Below are 18,755 nucleotides of genomic sequence, written 5' to 3' on the forward strand. Positions count from 1 at the left end.
AGAGGCGGTGCCGTCAGACGAGGGCGTCGACGAGCATCAGGGCCGCGACGGCCAGCAGGGCGGTGGCGAAGGCGGTCTGGAGGGCGCGCCCGCTGAATCGCTCGGCGAGGCGCTTGCCGTCCCAGGCGCCGAGGACGGCGGCGGCGGTGAACGGGGCGACGACCGCCCAGTCCAGCGCACCGGTCGAGCCCAGGCGGGGGACCAGGGCGGCCAGCGAGTTGGCGCTGATGACCAGGAGGCTGGTGCCGACGGCCTCGGCCATCGTGAACGCGAGCACGGACACCAGGGCGGGGACGGCCAGGAAGCCGCCGCCGACGCCGAGCAGCCCGGTGACCGCGCCGAGCCCGGCCCCGGCGGTGGCGGTGGCGGCGGTCGAGCGTGCGGGGCCGCCGCCGGTCGCCGGTCGCCCGGCCGTGCCGCCGGGCCGGTGCCCGCCGTGGTGGCGGGCGGTGTCCGCAGGCGTACGGGCGGTGTCCGTGGTCGTCCGGGTGTTGTCCGCGGGTCGGCGGGCGGGCTTTCCCGGTGCGCGGGCCGAGGCGAGCATCCGCCAGGCGGCCAGCGCGGCGAGGACCGCGAACGCGACTGTGAGCAGGGCCGCGGGCAGCCGGGCGGAGAGCGCGCCGGCGGCCGCCGCGACGGGCAGGCCGGCTGCGGCGAACAGCAGCCCGGTGCGCCAGCGGACCCGGCCGGCCCTGGCGTGGGCGAGCAGGCCGGTGAGCGAGGTGGCGGCCACGATGATCAGGCCGGCGGTGCCGGCGTGGGCGGGGGTGAAGCCGAGCAGGTAGATCAGGGCGGGGACGGTGAGCATGCTGCCGCCGCCGCCCAGTCCGCCGAGCGCGAGGCCCACCACGGCGCCGGCGATCAGGGCGAGGACGAGCGTGCTCATGCGGCCGGTCCGTCCGGACGGCCTCGGGAGCCCGGGGAACCGGGGATGCCGGGGGTGCCGGGGGTGTCGGGCGTGGGGGTGCGGGGGTGGTCGGCGGGGGAGGGCATGGGTGAACTCCGGTGCGGCGTGGTGCGATTGGGGGTGGGGGAGACCGCTCGGCGCGCGTGCGTGGCCGGCTGGGGCCGGGTCCTGCGGCGGGGGCGGGGGTGTCCGGGGGAGGGGCGCTTCGGGCCCCGCTGTCCGGCCGGACAGTCGCAATAATACCCACGGGGGTATGCTTGGAGGCAAGACAGATACCCCCACCCGTATTTTCAGGAGCCGATGTGTACTTCGCCCAGCACTACCTCGACTGCCTCTCCCAGGCCTCCTACCTGATCGCCGACGAGACCACCGGCCGTGCGGTGGTGGTGGATCCGCGCCGCGACGTCGACGAGTACGTCGCGGACGCCGAGGCGCACGGCTTCACCGTCGAGGCCGTCGTCAACACCCACTTCCACGCCGACTTCCTCGCCGGCCACCTGGAGCTCGCGGCCCGCACCGGCGCCTGGATCGGCTACGGCCGGCGCGCGGAGACCGAGTACGAGATCCGGGGCCTCGCCGACGGCGAACGGATCAGTCTGGGCGACGTCACCCTGGAGATCCTCGAAACCCCCGGTCACACCCCCGAGTCGATCAGCATCCTGGTCTACGAACACGCCGACGACACCGTCCCGTACGGGGTGCTGACCGGCGACGCGCTGTTCATCGGCGACGTCGGCCGCCCCGACCTGCTCGCCTCCTCGGGAGTCACCGCCGACGAACTCGGCCGGATGCTCTACGACAGCGTCCAGCGCAAGCTCATGGCCCTGCCGGACGAGGTCCGCGTCTTCCCGGCCCACGGCGCCGGATCGGCCTGCGGCAAGAACCTCTCCACCGAACGGCACTCCACCATCGGAGCCCAGCGCGCCACCAACTACGCCTGCGCCCCGATGAGCGAGGACCGGTTCGTTGCGATCGTCACCGCCGGTCAGAGCGCCGCGCCCGGCTACTTCGGCTACGACGCCGCCCTCAACCGCCGGGACCACCACCTCTTCGACGCGGCGCAGGCCGAACGGCCGCTGTCCGTCGAGGAGTTCCTTACCCGCCGGTCCGCCGGCGCGGTCGTGGTCGACGCCCGGGACCCGCAGGAGTTCGGCGCGGGTCACCTGCGCGGCTCGATCAACGTCCCCGCCGACGGCCGCTTCGCCGAGCAGGCCGGCACCGTCCTCGCCCCCGACGCCGACCTCCTCGTCGTCGCACCCGAGGGCCGCGAGGGGGAGACCGTCACCCGCCTCGCCCGGATCGGCTTCGACCGCGTCGCCGGTTACCTGTCCGATCCCGGCACGGCGCTCGTGGCCATGGCCGACGACCTCGCGCCCGCCGGCCGTCTCACCGTCCACCAGCTGCGCGCCGCGCTCGCCGGGCCGGGTGCCGCGCCCGCCGGGGCCGCCGGAGCCGCCGGGGCGGCCGTGTGGCAGCCCGTGGTCGTCGACGTCCGCACCTGCTCGGAGCGAGCCGAGGGGTTCATCCCCGGCTCCCTGCACATCGCGCTGAGCGACCTGCCCCGCCGCCTCGGCGAGCTGCCCGCCGACCGGCCCCTCGTCCTGCACTGTGCCGGCGGCCACCGCTCCTCCGTCGCCGCCAGCCTGCTGCGCCACCACGGCTTCCGGGACGTCTCCGACCTGCTCGGCGGCTACGGAGCGTGGCGGGCGGCGGAACCGGCCGAGCCGGGTGCGCCGGGTGCGCCGAGTGTGCCGGGGGAGGCCTGAGGGGAGCCGGAGGGGGCGACGGGCCGGTCGGCCGGCCGACCGGCCGAGGTGCGAGGGGGCCGGGCGGCGCCCCGTCGGGACGCCCGTCGCCCATACCCCTCCCGGTACACTCGTTCACGACATTTCATCTGGAAGGTGGCTGGTTGTGCAGGTCGACGAGGATTCGGTCGGCGCGGTCCTGAACCGGCTCCGCCGGGCCCAGGGACAGCTCGCCGGCGTGATCGCGATGATCGAGGCCGGGCGTGACTGCAAGGACGTCGTCACCCAGCTGGCGGCGGTGTCCCGCGCCCTCGACCGGGCCGGTTTCAAGATCGTGGCCAGCGGCATGCGCCAGTGCATGGCCACGGCGGACGGCGACGCGCCGCCGATGAGCGAGGCCGAGCTGGAGAAGCTCTTCCTCGCCCTGGCCTGAGGCGCCCCGAGGGGATCCGGCCGCCGCTCCGGCCGGATCACGGGATGCGTGCTGCCGGTTTTCGGACTCGTCGTCAATTGATCGCGGTGCCGGGGGACTTGGGTCGTGCGGGGACGATCGGCCGGTCGAGGTGCGGCGTTTGCAAAACCTTTGCCTGAATCGGTTGACAGGTCTAGACCTACCCCTGTTGAGTCGTCGCGCCCCGTCCGGCGGGCGCCCGGGCCGGTTCGCCCTCCGGGGCCGCCGCGCGGGGTGGTGGTCTCCCTGCCGCAGTCCTCCGTTTCCCACGACCGTGCGGCCCCCACCGCACTAGGGGTGATCTCGTCATGCGTACCGGTTCCACGCCTCGCAGATCCACCACCCGGCTGACCCTCGGCATCGCCGCGGCAGCCGTTGTCGGCCTCCTGGCCCCGCTGGCCCCGGCCGCCGCCGCGGCCGACCTCGACGGCGCCGCCGACTCCGCCCGGCACGGCTCCGCCGCCTACAAGCGGGTCGGCTACTTCATCCAGTGGGGCATCTACGCCCGCAACTTCCACGTCAAGGACCTTGAGACGAGCGGCACCGCCGGCAAGCTCACCCACATCAACTACGCCTTCGGCAACGTCGGTTCGGCGGGCACCTGCCAGATCGGCGGCCCCGGGTCCGACGCCTGGGCCGACTACGTCCGCCCGGTCGGCGCGGCCGAGTCGGTGGACGGCGCGGGCGACGCCGACGGCCAGGCGCTGGCCGGCAACTTCAACCAGCTGCGCAAGCTCAAGGCCGCGCACCCCGACCTCAAGCTGATGATCTCGCTGGGCGGTTGGAGCGGATCGGCCTACTTCTCGGACGCGGTGCGCACCGCCGCCGGGCGCAAGGCCCTGGTCTCCTCCTGCATCGACCTCTACCTCAAGGGCAACCTGCCGGCCGACGGCGCCCGCGGCGGCGCGGGCGCGGCCGCCGGGCTCTTCGACGGCATCGACCTCGACTGGGAGTGGCCCGGCTCCGAGGGCGCCCCCGGCAACGGCATCCGCCCCGAGGACAAGAAGAACTTCACCGCCCTCGTCCACGAGTTCCGCACCCAGATCGACGCGTACGGCAAGTCGCTGCCCAAGCGCAAGCACTTCGAGCTGAGCGCGTACGTGCCCACCGCCCCCGCCAAGATCGACGCGGGCTTCGAGGTCTCGAAGATCATCCGGGACTTCGACTTCGTGAACCTCCAGGGCTACGACTTCCACGTCTCCGGCGAGAAGACCACCGCCCAGCAGTCCGCGCTCTACGCCAGGAAGGACTTCAGCGTCGACCAGACCGTCGACGCCTGGCTCCGGCGCGGCGCCCCCGCGCGCAAGCTGGTGACCGGCCTCCCGTTCTACGGTCAGGGCTGGACCGGTGTCACGGGCGGCGGCGACGGTCTCGGGCAGCCCGCCGCCGGTCCCGCCCCGGCGACCTGGACGGCCGGCACCGAGGACTACAAGGCCCTCAAGAAGCTCGCCGACTCCGGCACCTACAAGCTGTACCGGGGCCAGAAGAACGGCCACGCCTGGCTCTTCGACGGCAACACCCTCTGGACGTACGACGACCCGACGGTGCTGCGCACCAAGGCCGCGTACGTGCGCAACGAGGGCCTCGGCGGGGCCATGATCTGGTCGCTCGACGGGGACACCCCGGACGGTGAGCTGATCACGGCGATCGACCAGGGCCTGAGCCGCCGGCACTGACGCGGCGCGACCCGCACGCCCCGGAAGGCCGGACCGACTCCCACCGGGTCGGGCCGGCCTTCCGGGGCGACAGGCCTTCCGTCGCAACCGGGCGGTCGGCGTGGTCGGTCGGTGTGGTCGGGGTGGGCAGTGTGGCCGGGGCGATCGGGGGCAGGTGTGGCCGGGGCCGGGGTCGGCCAGGGCCGATCGGGGCCGGCCGGGCCTCGGGCCGGGAGCCCCGGTCGGGAAGGGTCAGACGCGGAACTCCGCGACGTAGCGGCGCGGTTCGCGCCGAAGGTCGGTCTCCCAGCGGTCCGCGCACTGCTCGGCGAAGGTCTTCCTGGTGTGCAGCAGCTCGTCGAGCGGGTCGAGGTAGTCCAGGACCTTCGGGGGTTCCAGGCCGTCCTCGACCCGGGCCCGCAGGCCCGCCCGGGAGAGCCTGACCAGCTCCGCCGCGAGGTCGTGGACGCGGTCGCCGCCGAGCGCCGTGCGCAGGCCCTCGGACGGCAGCGCGGCCATCGCCGCCCGGTGGTCGGCCGCACTGTACGACCGCAGCAGCTCCCACGCCGCCGCCCGCGACGGCGGGTGGTAGCTGAGTCCCACCCACAGCGCCGGCACGGCCGCGAAGTGCCGGTACGGCGGCCCGTCCCCCGCCCGCAGCTCCAGGGTCCGGCGCACCCGGACCGCCGTCCAGATCTGCGACATGTGGGAGACCCAGTCGCCGTACCGCGGAAGCTCGCCGTCGTCGAAGCCCTCTCGCAGGATCGTGCCGAACGGCCGGTCGGGGGCCGGCCGGTAGCCCCCGTCCGGGCCCCGGTGGTAGATCATCGGGAGGCCGAGGGCCCAGTCGACGACGTCGTCGACGCCGACGTCGGCCCGCAGGGCGGGCGGCATGATGCCGCAGCGGCCCGGGTCCATCCGCAGCCAGTCCCGCGACCGGTGCGACAGCAGGCCGTTCGAACGTCCCTCGTTCAGCGGCGAGTTGACGAACAGCGCGGTGACCGTCGAGGACGCCGCCATCTGCATCCGCAGCTTCTCGGTGAAGTCCCGCTCCGAGAGGTAGTCCAGGTGCACCTGGGCGGACAGCGAGAGCGCCATGACGCGCGGCGCCCCGCTCCCGGCCGCGCCGATCCGGCGGAAGTAGTCCCGCATGACGGCGCCGCGGACCATCGGCACCCACTCCATCGCGTCGACCCGGTCGAAGGGCAGCCGCGCGCCGGGCAGCAGCGCCAAGCCGAACCGTCCGACCAGCTCGGACAGTTGCTCCAGCGCCTCCCGCGTGCCGTCGACCGCCGCGGCGAGTCCGGCGACCGGGACGGACGAGTACTCCAACTGCCCGCCGTGCTCCAGCGTGACGCGGGCGCCGTCCGGCAGGTCGACGCCGGTCAGCCGCCCGGCGTCCGCCAGGCGCTCGCCGCCCCACTCGTCGAGCACCGTCTCCAGGATCTCCTCGATCCCGCCCGGACCCTCGTAGCGGGCGGCGCGGCCGGTCTCGGGGTCGACCACGCCGTTCTCGACCTCCAGCCCGACCAGCTCGGCCCCGGCGGTGGGCGGGGTGAAGAGGGACCGGAGGTCCTCGCGCCGCAGCCGGCCTGCCGGGCCGGTGCCGGTGCGGGTGTCGTTGCCGTTGCCGTTGCCCGTCGCACCGCTCACCGTCGGCTCCCCACGGTGGCGGTGCCGTACCGCCTCCCCCGGTCGAGCACCTGGAGCACCGCGTCGAGTGCCGACTGGGCGGCGCCCTGCATCCACGCGTGCGCGGCCGAGAGGTGCTCGCCGGCGAAGTAGATCCGCGGGTCGTCGACCGGGTGCGGAGTGCCCAGACCGCCCAGGTAGCGGGTGTGCTCACCGGGCGCGAGGTGGGCGAACGCACCGCCGCCCAGGCCGATCTGGTCGTCCCAGTTCCAGTGCACGATGTCGTCGACGTCGTCGCGGATCAGGGGGTGCAGCCGTTCCAGGCACTTGAGCACCAGCAGGTCGCGGTCGGCCTGCGGGAGTGTCGTGAACCGCCGGGCGTTGGCGCCCCAGAGGTAGGCGCCGGTGAGGACCGCGGACTCGTGCGAACGACCGGGGTCGAGGGCGACCAGGTACGGGTCCGCGGTCGAGCCTGCGCCGTTCGGACCGTTGCCGCTCTGACCGTTGCCGTGCGGACCGTTGCCGTTCGGGCCGCCGGAGCCGTTGCCACTGTGCCCGTTGCCGTGCTGCCCGACGGCGTGGTGAGCCGCGCCGACCCCGCCACCCCGGCGTCCCTTCCCGTCGGAGCCCTTCCCGCCGGAGCCGTTGCCGCCGGAGCCGCTTCCGTCGGGGAGGCCCCCGCCCGCGACCGAGCGGGCGTTGTCCGACGGGTACCAGCACTGCTGGATCGGCATGTCCGTGAAGCTGCCCCCGCCGAAGATCCCGTCCGCCAGCTCCCAGCGGCGCCGTCGCGTGTGCACCAGGACCTTGGTGCTGCTGGCGTAGCTGATGCCGCGGATGGCGTGCTGCTGGTGGTGCGGCAAGGCGGGGCGGAAGCCGATCTGGTCCAGGGCCGGCACCGGGACGCAGCAGACCACGAAGTCGAACAGGTCCGAGACCGCGCTGCCCAGCCGCGTCCCCTGCACCCGCACGCCGCCCGAGGCGGTCAGCGCGAGCTCGTCGATCCGGGTGGACAGCTGGAGGGTCCCCGGCCGCAGCGCCCGGGTGAACGCCCGCACCAGGGTGTCCATCCCGTCGACCAGCTCCACCTGGCCCAGGTGGAAGAGCCCGAAGTAGTCGACGAGGACCTCCAGCAGGCACGACTGCTCGTAGTGCGCCAAGCCGCTGGCGTGACCGAGGAGGTGCCAGGCGTCCGGGGACAGGCGCTCGTGGACGTACTGCCAGAGGGACACGGTGGTGAGCCGGTCGAGGGCCGGGTCGTCCCACCGGCCGGCCAGCAGGCGCCGCTGCTGGTCCGCGGTCAGGGAGCCCCACACCGCCCGCAGCAGCCTGTCCAGGACGTCGATCGGCGCACCCCGCTCCTCGGCGCGCAGCGCGTACACGGCGCTCAGCGACCGCCCCTCCCGGATCCGGACGCGGTGGCCCCGCAGGTGGTAGTAGGCGGCGGGGTTGAAGTTGACGAACGGCCGGGTCCGCAGCCCGAACACCGAGATGTAGTGCAGGATGCAGTGGTGGTTGGCGGGGACCCGCATGGCTCCCAGGTCCGCGAACGTGCCGTCCCAGAAGCGGTGGGTCCGGACCCGGCCTCCCGGGCGGTCCAGCCGCTCGTACAGGACGATGTCGAAGCCCCGGCGCTGGAGCTCGTAGCCGGCGACCAGGCCGGCGATGCCGGCTCCGATCACCGCGCCGCGGCCGGTCGCGCCGGCCGCCGGGGTCAGCAGGCTCCTGGGGAAGGCGAAGCTCTCGTCGAACATCAGCACCTCGCTGGGTCGTCGCCCCAGCATGGACCGGTGCATCGTGCACGAGCCACCGGGGTGCGCCCATCCGGGCCGCCGCCCCCGCGCACGGGCGCGGGCCCGCCCTGGGGGGCGGGCCCGCGCGGGTGGTGCCGGATCAGGCGTTGACGCAGGTGTTGCCGAAGGTCGGGTTCAGGATGCCGATCACGTTGATCGAGTTGCCGCAGATGTTGATCGGGATGTGGACCGGGATCTGGATCTGGTTGCCGGAGAGGACGCCGGGGGAGCCGACCGCCACACCCTCCGCGACGGAGTCGGCGGCGGCGGTACCACCGCCGGCGAGGACGGCGGCGGCGAGGGCGCAGGCGGCGAGGGTGGTGCGAGTACGCATGTCTCTCCTTGACGGGTGAGTTGGCAGATCAGAGCACCAATCACACCGGTGGAGGGCGTCGACCGGCCCGCATTGGTCGGATCGGGGGCGTGTCCACACGCCCCCCAAACCCGACCGCAGTCCCCGGCCCCGGACGTCGAACGGTGCGCTTCTCAACACAGCTCCCCACGCACGCGGGGCCGATCGGCGGATCGTAGCGGCCAGCCGGGTGCCGTGTGAGCCATCCCCGCTGTCGCGGGGCCGACGCGTGGATGTACCCGATGTCCTCCCTCGCAGGGGAATCATCCCCGCGAGCGCGGGGCTGATGCTTCGCGGGCCGCGGCGTTACCGGCAGAGTCGCAGCGAGGCGAGCGGTCCGTCGAAGGCTACTGCCTTTCGGGAGGCTTTGCTTGAGTCATGGTGAACGACTCCTGGTGCTGACAAGCAGAGTTGGAGTGCGCGCGGCTGGGGGCTCATTCCTCTGCCCTCCGCCGACCGAAGGCGTGCGACTGCCAAGGGGCGAGAGCGCCGTGCGGCCTCCCCGGTCGCCGATCGGATTCTGCTCCGCCGCGTCGAATCCGGGGGAGAAATATGTAGACCGACCGAGATATTTGTTGCCCAGCGCTGGCCCGGATCCAGAAGTCGGCCGGTCCGACTTTCTGTGCAGGGGCTGATCGTGGCGAGAGCCGGCGAGCGGACCGGTGTGGGGTGCGGGGTGGCGCAGGAAGTCGGACCGGCCGACTTTCTGCGCAAGCGTGGGTGGATGAGGGCGGCGCCGGTGAGGAGAAATCCGTAGACCGGTCGGTATATTCGCCACCTTTCTGTAGACCGGTCGACATATTTTTGCCGCGTGTGGGTGGGCGGGGAAGACGGCGCGGGGCTCAGGGGAGGTCCTGCTCGGCCCAGATGGTCTTGCCCTGGCGGGTGTAGCGGCTGCCCCAGCGGGTGGTGAGCTGGGCGACCAGGTAGAGGCCCCGGCCACCCTCGTCGGTGAGGCGGGCGCGGCGCATGCGGGGCTGGGTGGCGCTGGGGTCGGACACCTCGCAGGTGAGGCGTTCGGCGCGGATCAGCCGGACGCCGACCGGGCCGCCTGCGTAGCGGATCGCGTTGGTCACCAGCTCGCTCAGCACCAGTTCGGTGGTGAACGCCAACTCCTCCAGCCCCCAGGTGCGGAGCTGTTCGGTGGCGGCCTCCCGGACCCGGGCGACGCCGGCCGGGTCGGCCTCCAGGGTCCAGCCGGCGGTGGCCTCCGGCGGTACCGCCCGGGTGCGGGCGAGCAGCAGGGTCACGTCGTCGGTGAGGCGGTGCGCCGGCAGGTCGGCGACGACCTCGCGGCCGAGGTCGCGCAGCGACCCGGTGGCGGGTGCGGCCGCCGGGCCTGCCGCGGCGGCGGACAGGCGGCGGCCCAGTTCGGCCATGCCCTCGTCGAGGTCGTCGCCGTACCCCTGGATCAGTCCGTCGGTGTAGAGCGCGAGCAGGCTGCCCGGCGCCAGTTCGACCTCCGTCATCTCGAACGGCAGCCCGGTCACGCCGAGCGGCGGTCCCGGCCGGACGGGTACGTACGTGACGGTGCCGTCCGGGGCGACGACGGCCGGCGGCGGGTGTCCGGCGGAGGACATCGCGCAGCGTCGCGACACCGGGTCGTACACCGCGTACACACAGGTCGCGCCGAAGGGGACGGCCTGCTGGTGGCCGTCCGGGTCGCCTTCCTCGTCCGGTCGCTCGGCCTCGACCATCAGTTGGGCGACCAGGTCGTCCAGGTGGACCAGCAGCTCGTCCGGTTCGAGGTCGAGGTCGGCGAGCGTCCGGACGGCGGTGCGCAGCCGGCCCATGGTGGCGCTGGCGGCGAGTCCGTGGCCGACGACGTCCCCGGCGACCAGGGCGACCCGGGCGGAGGAGAGCGGGATCACGTCGAACCAGTCGCCGCCGATGCCGCTGGCGGTGTCGGTCGGCAGGTAGACGCTCGCGGTGGAGACGGCGGCGGTCTCGGCCTGTGAGGGCGGCAGCAGGCTGCGCTGGAGGCCGACGGCGGCGCGGTGTTCGCGGGTGTAGCGGCGGGCGTTGTCCAGGGCGAGGGCGGCGCGGTCGGCGATCTCGCGCAGCAGTTCCCGGTCGGCCGCCAGGTAGGGCGGCCGGTGTGCGGCGCGGCGGACGGTCACCCGGCCGAGCAGGCTGCCGCCGGCGCGCATCGGGGCCGTCATCTCGGGGGGCTCGGGGTCGTCGGGGTCGTCGGGGTTGCCGAGGCCCCCGGGGGAGTCGGCGTCGGCGGCCAGGTCGGCGGCCGCGTCGGTGGCCGGGTCGGTGGCCAGGTCGGCGGTCTGGTCGTCGGCCGGGGCGGGCGGGTCGTCGGGGTCGGCCTGGACGGCCACGCCGGTGGGCGGGGGCACGGGTGCGTTCGGTCCCGTCGAGACGGCCACGGCGGTGCGGCGCAGCAGCAGGCGGCCGTCCCGGCCGGGCGCGGGCTCCTCGCCGGCGAACACGGCCTCGGCGACGTCGACCATGACGAGGTCGGCGAGCCCCGGGGCGAGGACGGCGGCCAGTTCCTCGGCGGTGGCGGTCACCGACAGCGAGCCGCCGACGGCGGCCGTGGCCCGGTGCAGCAGTGCGAGCCGTTCGCCGGACCGGTGCAGTTCGGTGACGTCGGTGAACAGCGCGGTGACGCCGATGACCTGACCGTCCGGGGTCTGGAGCCGGAACGCCGAGATCGCCATCACCGCGCCGCCGGCCGGGTCCTCGATGGTGCGGACCAGTTCCTCCGCGCCGACCAGCGGCCGGCCGGTGCGCAGCACCTCGTGCAGTCCGCGTTCGACGGCCTCGGCGTCCTGGGGCTGGAGGAAGTCGCCGAGGCGGCGGCCGCGGAGGTCCGGGGGGAGGCCGCTGTACGGGAGCAGGTGGGTGTTGGTGCGGATCAGCCGCAGGCGGTCGTCGAAGACGGCGAGGCCGACGCGGTCCTGGAGGAACAGTTCGCGGGTGAACGCCTGGTCCTGGCGCGAGCGGGCGACCTGCGAGGCGGGGGCGGCGAGCACGAAGTACCGGGCGGGGGCGCCGGGTCCGGTGGGTCCTTCGGGGGGTCCGGTCGGAGGTCCTGTCGGCGGGCCCGCGGGTGGGCCGCCGAGCGGCAGCACCTGGTAGGCGACCGCGAGCTCGTCGCCCCGTCCGGAGCGGAGTTCGGCCTCGCCGGACCAGCCGTCGGCCCGCTGCTGATCGGTGAGGGCGGACAGCGAGGGCCATCCCGCGGGGTCGGCGAGCAGGTCCCGGACGGGCCGGCCGCGGACCTGGGCGGCGCCGAGCGCGAGCAGCCGTTCGGCCTCCAGGGTCCAGCCGACGATCAGGCCGTCCGCGTCGAGCAGCGCTCCGGCGGCGTTGCCGAGGAAGGGCGATCGGCCACGGTGCAGGGCGTCCGCCGCGCTCATCCGGTCCGCTCCTCTCCTCCGCCGGCACCTCTCCGGGCGCGGCCTGGGACCCCTCCATCATCCCTCGGTCGGCCGAGGCCGCCAGTTCCGCGGGCGGGGTGGCAGGGCCGCCCGGGGGACCGGTGGCGGGCGGGTGCGCGGCACGGACCACGGCACGGGTCACGCCGCCGGACTCCGGACCGACCCCGGAGCGACGCCGTACCGAGCCCGGACCGACCCGCGCCGGCCCCCCGTACCGCTCCCCGTGTCGGCTGCCGCGCCGGCCCCGTGCCCGTGCCTCCCGGGCCGTCGTGCCGACCGTGCCGACCGCGGGAACCGGGGTCCTGTCGCGCAGGGGGTTCTCGGGCGCGGGCTCTTATTGTACTCTCCGTCAATAAGCGGGGCGGGGCGGATCCCGCGCAGGCCACGCACTCGGAGCACGCACCCGGAGCTCGCACCTGGAGGCAGCCATGGCTCACCCGGCGGCACGCACCCACACCACCGGCACCCACACCCCCGGCACCCGCGCGCGCACCCACACCGCGGCCGACGACGACGTCTCCAGGCGGCTGCTCGACTCCGCCGCGACGCTCTCCTACGACCCGGCGGTCGAGATCGACTGGGACGCCCCGCTCCCGCCCGGGGACTACGGCCTCAACCCCGAGTGGAGCACCCTCTACGGCACCCCGCTCTGGACGGAGATGACCGAGGAGCAGCGGGTCACCCTCACCCGGCACGAGGTCTGCTCGATCATGACGACCGGCATCTGGTTCGAGATGATCCTCCAGCAGATGGTGCTGCGCGACCAGTACCTCAAGGACCCCGCCAGCGCCGAGTTCCGCTTCGCGCTCACCGAGATCGCCGACGAGTGCCGGCACTCGATCATGTTCGCCCGCGCCTGCGAGAAGATGGGCGTCCCCCAGTACAAGCCGAACCGGTTCATCGCCCAGGCCGGCCGCGCCTACAAGGCCCTCGCCCGCGGCGAACTCGCCTACGGCGGCATCCTGGTGGCCGAGGAGGTGCTGGACGTCATGCAGCGCGACTGGATGCGCGGCGAGAACGTCCTGGAGATCGTCCGCGGGACCTCCCGGATCCACGTGGTCGAGGAGTCCCGGCACATGAAGTTCGCCCGCCAGGAGATCCGCGAACGGCTGCGCGGCGCGGGGAACGCCCGTCGCCGGTCCGCCGCCACCGGGATCGCGGCCGGGGCGTTCGTCATCGTCAGCAGCATGGTCCACCCGGGCGTGTACGCGGCCGCCGGGCTGGACGTCGGCCGGGCGGTGGCCGAGGCCCGGGCCAGCGAGCACCGGCGGGCGATGATGCGGACCAGCAGCCGCCACCTGATGGCGTTCCTGGCCGAGACCGGCCTGCTCACCAGGGCCTCGGCGGCGGTGTACCGCCGCATCCACATGCTCTGACGCCGCCCCGCCCGTCCACGGCGGGGAGCCCCGCCGCCGGAGCACCGCGACCCGCCGCCACCCACCGCAAGCCGCCGGAGCACCGCAAGCCGCCGGACCACCGCAACCCACCGGAACCCACGCAGCGAGGACCCCACCCCCGCCATGGCCTACGCGATCACCCGTACCTGCTGCAACGACGCCTCGTGCGTGTCCGTCTGCCCGGTCAACTGCATCCACCCCACCCCGGACGAGCCCGAGTTCGGCCGCACCGACATGCTCTACATCGACCCGGCCGCCTGCATCGACTGCGGCGCGTGCGCCGACGCCTGCCCGGTGGACGCCGTCTTCCCCGTCGACCGCCTGACGGGGTCCGACAGCGTCTTCGGCGACCTCAACCGCGACTACTTCCGCGACCACCCCGCCGACCACTCCTGGGGCGCGCCCGCGTTCCCGCGCAGCCTGCCCGGCGGGCTCGACCTCGGCACCGGGCCGCTGCGGGTCGCCATCGTCGGCACCGGACCGTCCGCCGGCTACACCGCGCAGACGCTGCTGCGCTCCACCGGTGCCGAACTCACCATGATCGACCGGCTTCCGGTCTCCGGCGGGCTGCTGCGGCACGGCGTCGCCCCCGACCACCAGTCGACCAAGCGGATCGCCGACAGCTTCGCCTCCGTCTTCCACGACCCGCGCCTGCGGGTCTACCTCAACGTCGAGGTCGGCACCGACCTCACCCACGCCGAACTCGCCGCCCACCACCACGCGGTGGTGTACGCGGTCGGCGCCGCCGCCGACCGCCGGCTCGGCCTGCCCGGCGAGGACCTCCCCGGCAGCCTGCCCGCCACCACCTTCGTCCGCTGGTACAACGCCGAGCCGACGGTCCCGGCCGACGCCGTCGACCTGGGCGCCGCCGGTGCGGACGGTCCCGGCGCGGAGCGGGCGGTCGTCATCGGCAACGGCAACGTCGCCGTCGACATCGCCCGGATCCTGCTCACCGACCCCGACCGGCTCGCCGCCACCGACATCGCCGACCACGCGCTCGCCGCGCTCCGCCGGAGCCGGATCCGCGAGGTCGTGCTGGTCGCCCGGCGCGGGCCCGAGCAGGCCGCGTGGACCAGGCCGGAGCTGCTCGCCCTCACCCGACTGCCGGGCGTGGAGGTGGTGGTGGACGACCATCCGGAGGTGCGGGCGGCCCTCGCCGCCGCCCCCGAGGGCTCGCACGCGGCGCTGCTCGCCGGCCTCCCGCTCGTCGCCCACGACGGCGGCCGTGAACCGCGCCCCGGCCGACGGGTCGTGCTGCGCTTCCACGCCACGCCCACCGAGTTCATCGGCACCGCCGCCGCCGCGGCCGGCACGTCCGGCACCGCCGCCACCACCGCAAGTGCCGTTCGGGTACAGGGCGTTCGGCTGGACGGTGACGGGACCCCGCTCCTCGCGGGCCTGGTGGTCCGCTCCATCGGCCACCGCGGCGTCCCCGTCCCCGGCCTGCCCTTCGACGAGGCCGCAGGCACCGTCCCCCACCGGGCGGGCCGCGTCCTCGACCCGGCCACCGGCCTTCCGCTGCCCGGCACTTACCTCGTCGGCTGGGCCAAGCGCGGCCCGTCCGGCGGCATCGGCGCCAACCGGGCCTGCGCGCAGGAGACCGTCGACGCCCTCCTCGACGACGCCGTCGCCCGTGCCCTGCCCGTCCCCACGGGGACCCGCAAGGAGTTCGACCGCCTGGTCCGGGTCCGCCGCCCCGACGCGCTCGGACTGCGCCAGCTCCGGGCCATCGACCGCGCCGAACGCGCCCAGGGGGAGGCCACCGGCCGCCCCCGCGTCAAACTCCCCACCGTCCCGGCCCTCCTCGCCGCCGCCCGCCGCTGAGGCCCCGGGGGCGGGCGTGCCCCAGCCTTCGGCCGGAAGTCCGGAAGTCCGGAAGTCCGGAAGTCCGGAAGTCCGGGAAGCCAGGAGGCCGGGTAGCCGGGTAGCCGGGCGCCAGGCGGTACCCCCGCCCTCCGCCTGCGATGCACGCGCCCAGGCGCCGCGGCCTCGTCCGATCCGATCGGTCCGCAGGGCCCGTCGTGTCCGCCGCCCGGGGGCGGAGGTCAGAGTGCCTCGGCGCCGATGGCGCGCAGGACGTCGCCGAGCCAGACGAAGCCGTAGCCGACGGCGGCCGTCTCGCCCCCGATCATCCTCTCCAGGTGCTCCCACGCCTCCGTCACCTGGCCGACGGTGGGTTCCGGCGGGTCGGCGTGGACGTCGGCGGCCTCGGCGGGCGGGAGGGACCAGTAGAAGTCGTGGTGGACGGCGATCCCGTCGTCCGGCAGCCGTTCCGTGAGGTGGCGGACGAGGACGTCGAGCGCCCGGTGCAGGTCGGCCGCGGGGATGCGGAGCGCGGGCGGACCGGCGGGTCCGGCCAGGGGGTCAGGGGCTTCGGTGCCGGTCGTCATCGGCCCAGCACCGCGCCGCCGTTGATGCCGATGATCTGGCCGGTGACGTAGCCGGCGGCGGGGGAGGCGAGGTAGCCGACGGCGGCGGCGACGTCCTCGGGGGTGCCGGCGCGGCCGACCAGCGTGGCGGCGACCTTGTCGGCGTGGAAGCCGGGTGTCCAGTCGGCGCCGAAGATCTCGGTGTCGGCGACGTAGCCGGGGGCGAGGACGTTGACGGTGATGCCGTCCGGGCCGAACTGGCGGGCCAGGCCGAACGCCCAGCCGTGCAGGGCGGCCTTGGCGGCCGCGTACGAGCCGGCCGAGTGGGGGCCGGCTCCGCCGCGCTGGGCGGCGGCCGAACTGATCAGGACCACCCGGCCGCCGGGGCGGCGGAGTCGGTCGGCGAGGGCGGTGGTGAGCAGGACGGCGGTCAGCAGGTTGGTGTCGAGGTCCCGCCGCCACGCCGCGGCGAGTGCCTCCAGGGTCCGGTCGGCCGGCGGGGTGATCACCGCGCCGGCGTTGTTGACCAGGACGTCCACCGGGCCGAACGCCGCGATCTCCGCTGCCGCCTCGGTGACCTGGGCGGCGTCCGTCAGGTCGACGGCGAGCGGCACCACCTGGGGACCCAGCTCCGCGGCCGTCCGCTCCAGCACCTCGGTCCGGCGGCCGAGGATCACCACCCGGTGGCCCTGGTGGGCCAGTTCGGCGGCGATGGCCCGGCCGATGCCCGTTCCGCCACCCGACACGACCGCGGTCCGCTGCTGCTCCATCGTTCCCCCAAGTCCTGGGCAGTCATTGCTTCGGGGGCGATCCTACTTCCAGGTAACTTCATGGGACGGATCCGGCGGGGCTGCCCGGGCCCGTCGGTCGAGGAGGGTGCCAGTCGAAGAAGGTGTCAGCCGAGGAGGGTGTCAGCCGAGGAGGGTGTCAGCTGAAGAGGGTGGCGAGGTCGAGGGGGGAGACCAGGAAGATGCCGGTGGCGGCGTCGTGCGAGTGGAGAAGGGCGGTGCGGCCGGCCGGGAGGGCGGGGTCGCCGGGCGATGTGCGGACCGGGAGGAGCGCGGGGGAGCCGTCGTCGGTGGTGGTCTCGGCCCAGCCGGTGGAGGCGGTGGCGCCGCCGGCGAGGATCGCGCAGGCGCGGCCGACGAGGGGGAACGAGTCGGCCTCCCAGTCGCAGGACTCGGCGGAGGGGCCCGCGCCGCCGCCTTCGGGCGCGGTGCGGTGGCCGACGTCGCCACCCCCGTGAGCGGCGTCGGCCCCCCGGCCGCCGAGCGGGGGCAGCGCCCACGACTCGGCACCCGTCACCGGAATCGGAGAAACCGGTGCCGTCTCGAAGAACCCCTGCATCCGACCGTCCCCCCGGCTCTCCCCGTGGCGCCGGTTCCCCCGGGCGCCGTGAAGATCCTGGCAGGAGAAGGGCCGTTCGCACATTGCCAGGATCCGGCAATCTTGACGACGTTTTGACACCCGGAACGGATCATCGGATCGGAACTTCCGGGACCGATCGGGGGGAACCGGTCGCCAGTCACACGGCACATGGCACGCGGCCCACGGCACACGACGCACGGCGGCCGCCGCGCCCGGGCCGGTCAGAGCTGCCGGGCCGGCCACTCCAGCAGGCGGGCGCCCATCACGGCGGTCTCCAGCGTGTAGCGGTGCAGCGCGTCGGCCGGGTCGTAGCCGGTCAGGGTGCGGATCCGCTCCAGCCGGTAGCCGAGGGTGCGGACGCTGACGCCGAGCCGGCGGGCGGTCTCCGCGTTCACGTACCCGGCCTCGGACTGCACGGTGATGGTCTCCAGCAGCGGCTGCGCTCCGCCGCGGGCGGCGGTGAGCGGGCCGAGCACGTTGTGGACCAGGTCGGCCATGGCGGCCCGGTCGCGCATCAGGACCGGGAAGACCAGCAGTTCCTCGGCGCGCAGCCGCTTCGCGGGCAGTGCCAGCCGCTCCGCGTACTCCAGGGTGCTGAGCGCCTCCTCGTAGCTGCGGACGACGCCGCCGGTGCCGGTGTGCCGGCGGCCGCTCGCCACCCGGTGCGCCGGGTTGTGGCCGGGGCCGGGCCGGAGGGCGAGGTCGATGAAGGCGTCGAGCACCGCGTGCGCGTTGTCGGGGGCGATGCAGATCAGCCTGCCGTTGCGGGCGGCGAGCAGGACGGTCCGCTCGTCGAACCGGCCGCACAGCTCGCTGAGGATCCGGCAGCGGCCGATCTGCCCGTCGACGTACGGGCGTTCGGCGATCGCGACGGCGACGGTGTAGCCGGCGGCGAGGTGCACGCCGAACCGTTCGGCGCGCTCGGCGAGCAGACTGAGGTCGCCGCGGCCGTGCAGCAGGTCGTCGATGAACTCCCGCCGGTTGGACTCCTCCAGGTGCATCGCCTGCCGCTGGGCCCGTTCGTGGCCCTCGCCGAGGGCGCCCAGGGCGGCCTGGGTGGCGGCGAGCACGGCGTCGCCGGTGCGGCGCATCTCGGTGGCGGTCGCGGCGGAGGCGAGGCCGGGCAGGGTCTGCCAGGCGCGGCGGGTGGCCCCGAGGCAGTGGGCGACGAGGTCGCGCAGGCCGTGGCCGGACTCGGCTCCGCGTTCGCCGAGGGCGCGCAGGCTCTCCAGCTCGGCGCGGCGCAGGAGGCGGCCGGTGCGGGAGACGTCGGCGAGCAGGTCGAGGCAGCGCAGGGTGAGTTCGGCGGGTACGTCGAGCGGCCCGGCCGTGGCGTCGGGCCTCGGCGGCGCCGGGGCGGGGGCGGCACTGGGAGCGGGGGACGGATCGGACGGTCTCGGGGCCGGGGCGGGCGGTGCCGGTGCTCCGCGGGGCCCCGGCGGTCCCGGTGGGCCCGGTCGTTCCGGCAGTCCCGGCAGTCCCGGCAGTCCCGGCGTTCCGTGTTCGTTCGTCACCGTCATGCCGTCATGCTCCGCCCCGGTCCGTCCGTGCCGCTTCGCAACCACTGCCCCGGGCGGGCATGCTACCGGGTTGTCACCGACGGTGCCCGGGGCGTTTGTCGCCGTGGAACGTCGCCGTGGAACGGGCCGCCCGCCGCCGTCCTCGGACCGCCCGCCCCGCGCCCAAGCCCC

General features: G+C 74.8%; 14 protein-coding genes. 5 read left to right on the top strand and 9 right to left on the bottom strand.

The features are described from left to right. Positions 1–13 precede the first annotated feature (13 nt). Positions 14–886, bottom strand: a complete 873-nt coding sequence (locus tag AC067J_RS36225; protein ID WP_478306621.1) for a sulfite exporter TauE/SafE family protein — start codon at positions 884–886, stop codon at positions 14–16. 323 nt (positions 887–1,209) lie between these two features. On the opposite strand from AC067J_RS36225, the gene AC067J_RS36230 reads away from it, so the two are divergent. The 3 genes from AC067J_RS36230 (at position 1,210) to AC067J_RS36240 (ending at position 4,779) form a co-directional block, all read left to right on the top strand. Then, positions 1,210–2,673 (top strand): MBL fold metallo-hydrolase, encoded by a 1,464-nt coding sequence (locus AC067J_RS36230; RefSeq protein WP_478306623.1) that lies wholly within the window; start codon positions 1,210–1,212, stop codon positions 2,671–2,673. 145 nt (positions 2,674–2,818) lie between these two features. Beyond that, on the top strand, positions 2,819–3,085 hold the full coding sequence (locus AC067J_RS36235; RefSeq protein ID WP_327681464.1) for a metal-sensitive transcriptional regulator: 267 nt from the start codon (positions 2,819–2,821) through the stop codon (positions 3,083–3,085). A gap of 326 nt (positions 3,086–3,411) precedes the next feature. Then, positions 3,412–4,779, top strand: coding sequence for a glycoside hydrolase family 18 protein (locus tag AC067J_RS36240; protein WP_478306625.1), 1,368 nt, complete (start codon positions 3,412–3,414; stop codon positions 4,777–4,779). A 231-nt stretch (positions 4,780–5,010) separates the two neighbouring features. Here the strand turns inward: AC067J_RS36240 and AC067J_RS36245 are convergent, their stop codons facing one another. The 4 genes from AC067J_RS36245 to AC067J_RS36260 all read right to left on the bottom strand — a co-directional run bounded on the left by AC067J_RS36245 (position 5,011) and on the right by AC067J_RS36260 (position 11,909). Further along, positions 5,011–6,411 carry a glutamate-cysteine ligase family protein gene (locus AC067J_RS36245; protein WP_478306627.1) on the bottom strand — a complete coding sequence of 467 codons (1,401 nt, stop codon included), beginning with the start codon at positions 6,409–6,411 and terminating at the stop codon, positions 5,011–5,013. Then, positions 6,408–8,174: a flavin monoamine oxidase family protein gene (locus AC067J_RS36250; RefSeq protein ID WP_478306628.1), complete on the bottom strand. Its 1,767-nt coding sequence runs from the start codon at positions 8,172–8,174 to the stop codon at positions 6,408–6,410. Before AC067J_RS36250 ends, AC067J_RS36245 begins: the two co-directional genes overlap by 4 nt. Before the next feature lie 109 nt (positions 8,175–8,283). After that, positions 8,284–8,517, bottom strand: a complete 234-nt coding sequence (locus AC067J_RS36255) for a chaplin (protein ID WP_478306630.1) — start codon at positions 8,515–8,517, stop codon at positions 8,284–8,286. Positions 8,518–9,377: 860 nt separating this feature from the next. Then, positions 9,378–11,909 (bottom strand): SpoIIE family protein phosphatase, encoded by a 2,532-nt coding sequence (locus tag AC067J_RS36260; RefSeq protein WP_478306632.1) that lies wholly within the window; start codon positions 11,907–11,909, stop codon positions 9,378–9,380. A gap of 449 nt (positions 11,910–12,358) precedes the next feature. Between AC067J_RS36260 and AC067J_RS36265 the strand changes: the two genes are divergently transcribed. Next, a complete protein-coding gene (locus tag AC067J_RS36265) occupies positions 12,359–13,306 on the top strand; it encodes an AurF N-oxygenase family protein (protein ID WP_478306633.1) in 948 nt (315 codons plus the stop codon). A gap of 144 nt (positions 13,307–13,450) precedes the next feature. Beyond that, the gene (locus tag AC067J_RS36270; RefSeq protein ID WP_478306635.1) at positions 13,451–15,151 is read left to right on the top strand and encodes a 4Fe-4S binding protein; all 1,701 of its coding nucleotides are present in this window, start codon (positions 13,451–13,453) and stop codon (positions 15,149–15,151) included. 221 nt (positions 15,152–15,372) lie between these two features. Here AC067J_RS36270 and AC067J_RS36275 read toward each other — a convergent pair whose 3' ends face one another. The 4 genes from AC067J_RS36275 to AC067J_RS36290 all read right to left on the bottom strand — a co-directional run bounded on the left by AC067J_RS36275 (position 15,373) and on the right by AC067J_RS36290 (position 18,584). Continuing rightward, positions 15,373–15,717, bottom strand: coding sequence for a hypothetical protein (locus tag AC067J_RS36275; RefSeq protein WP_478306637.1), 345 nt, complete (start codon positions 15,715–15,717; stop codon positions 15,373–15,375). Further along, positions 15,714–16,466, bottom strand: a complete 753-nt coding sequence (locus AC067J_RS36280) for an SDR family NAD(P)-dependent oxidoreductase (RefSeq protein ID WP_478306639.1) — start codon at positions 16,464–16,466, stop codon at positions 15,714–15,716. Before AC067J_RS36280 ends, AC067J_RS36275 begins: the two co-directional genes overlap by 4 nt. A gap of 157 nt (positions 16,467–16,623) precedes the next feature. Further along, on the bottom strand, positions 16,624–17,001 hold the full coding sequence (locus AC067J_RS36285; RefSeq protein WP_478306641.1) for a hypothetical protein: 378 nt from the start codon (positions 16,999–17,001) through the stop codon (positions 16,624–16,626). Between the two features lie 284 nt (positions 17,002–17,285). Beyond that, a complete protein-coding gene (locus AC067J_RS36290) occupies positions 17,286–18,584 on the bottom strand; it encodes a PucR family transcriptional regulator (RefSeq protein ID WP_478306643.1) in 1,299 nt (432 codons plus the stop codon). Positions 18,585–18,755: the final 171 nt, after the last annotated feature.

This window comes from Kitasatospora sp. NPDC042419, from assembly GCF_056437345.1.

Bases quoted from the DNA above. Each gene is read 5' to 3' on its own strand.
- AC067J_RS36255 (WP_478306630.1), bottom strand. From the start codon at position 8,517: ATGCGTACTCGCACCACCCTCGCCGCCTGCGCCCTCGCCGCCGCCGTC.
- AC067J_RS36280 (WP_478306639.1), bottom strand. From the start codon at position 16,466: ATGGAGCAGCAGCGGACCGCGGTCGTGTCGGGTGGCGGAACGGGCATC.
- AC067J_RS36275 (WP_478306637.1), bottom strand. From the start codon at position 15,717: ATGACGACCGGCACCGAAGCCCCTGACCCCCTGGCCGGACCCGCCGGT.
- AC067J_RS36265 (WP_478306633.1), top strand. From the start codon at position 12,359: ATGGCTCACCCGGCGGCACGCACCCACACCACCGGCACCCACACCCCC.
- AC067J_RS36270 (WP_478306635.1), top strand. From the start codon at position 13,451: ATGGCCTACGCGATCACCCGTACCTGCTGCAACGACGCCTCGTGCGTG.
- AC067J_RS36250 (WP_478306628.1), bottom strand. From the start codon at position 8,174: ATGCTGGGGCGACGACCCAGCGAGGTGCTGATGTTCGACGAGAGCTTC.
- AC067J_RS36240 (WP_478306625.1), top strand. From the start codon at position 3,412: ATGCGTACCGGTTCCACGCCTCGCAGATCCACCACCCGGCTGACCCTC.
- AC067J_RS36290 (WP_478306643.1), bottom strand. From the start codon at position 18,584: ATGACGGTGACGAACGAACACGGAACGCCGGGACTGCCGGGACTGCCG.
- AC067J_RS36260 (WP_478306632.1), bottom strand. From the start codon at position 11,909: ATGAGCGCGGCGGACGCCCTGCACCGTGGCCGATCGCCCTTCCTCGGC.
- AC067J_RS36225 (WP_478306621.1), bottom strand. From the start codon at position 886: ATGAGCACGCTCGTCCTCGCCCTGATCGCCGGCGCCGTGGTGGGCCTC.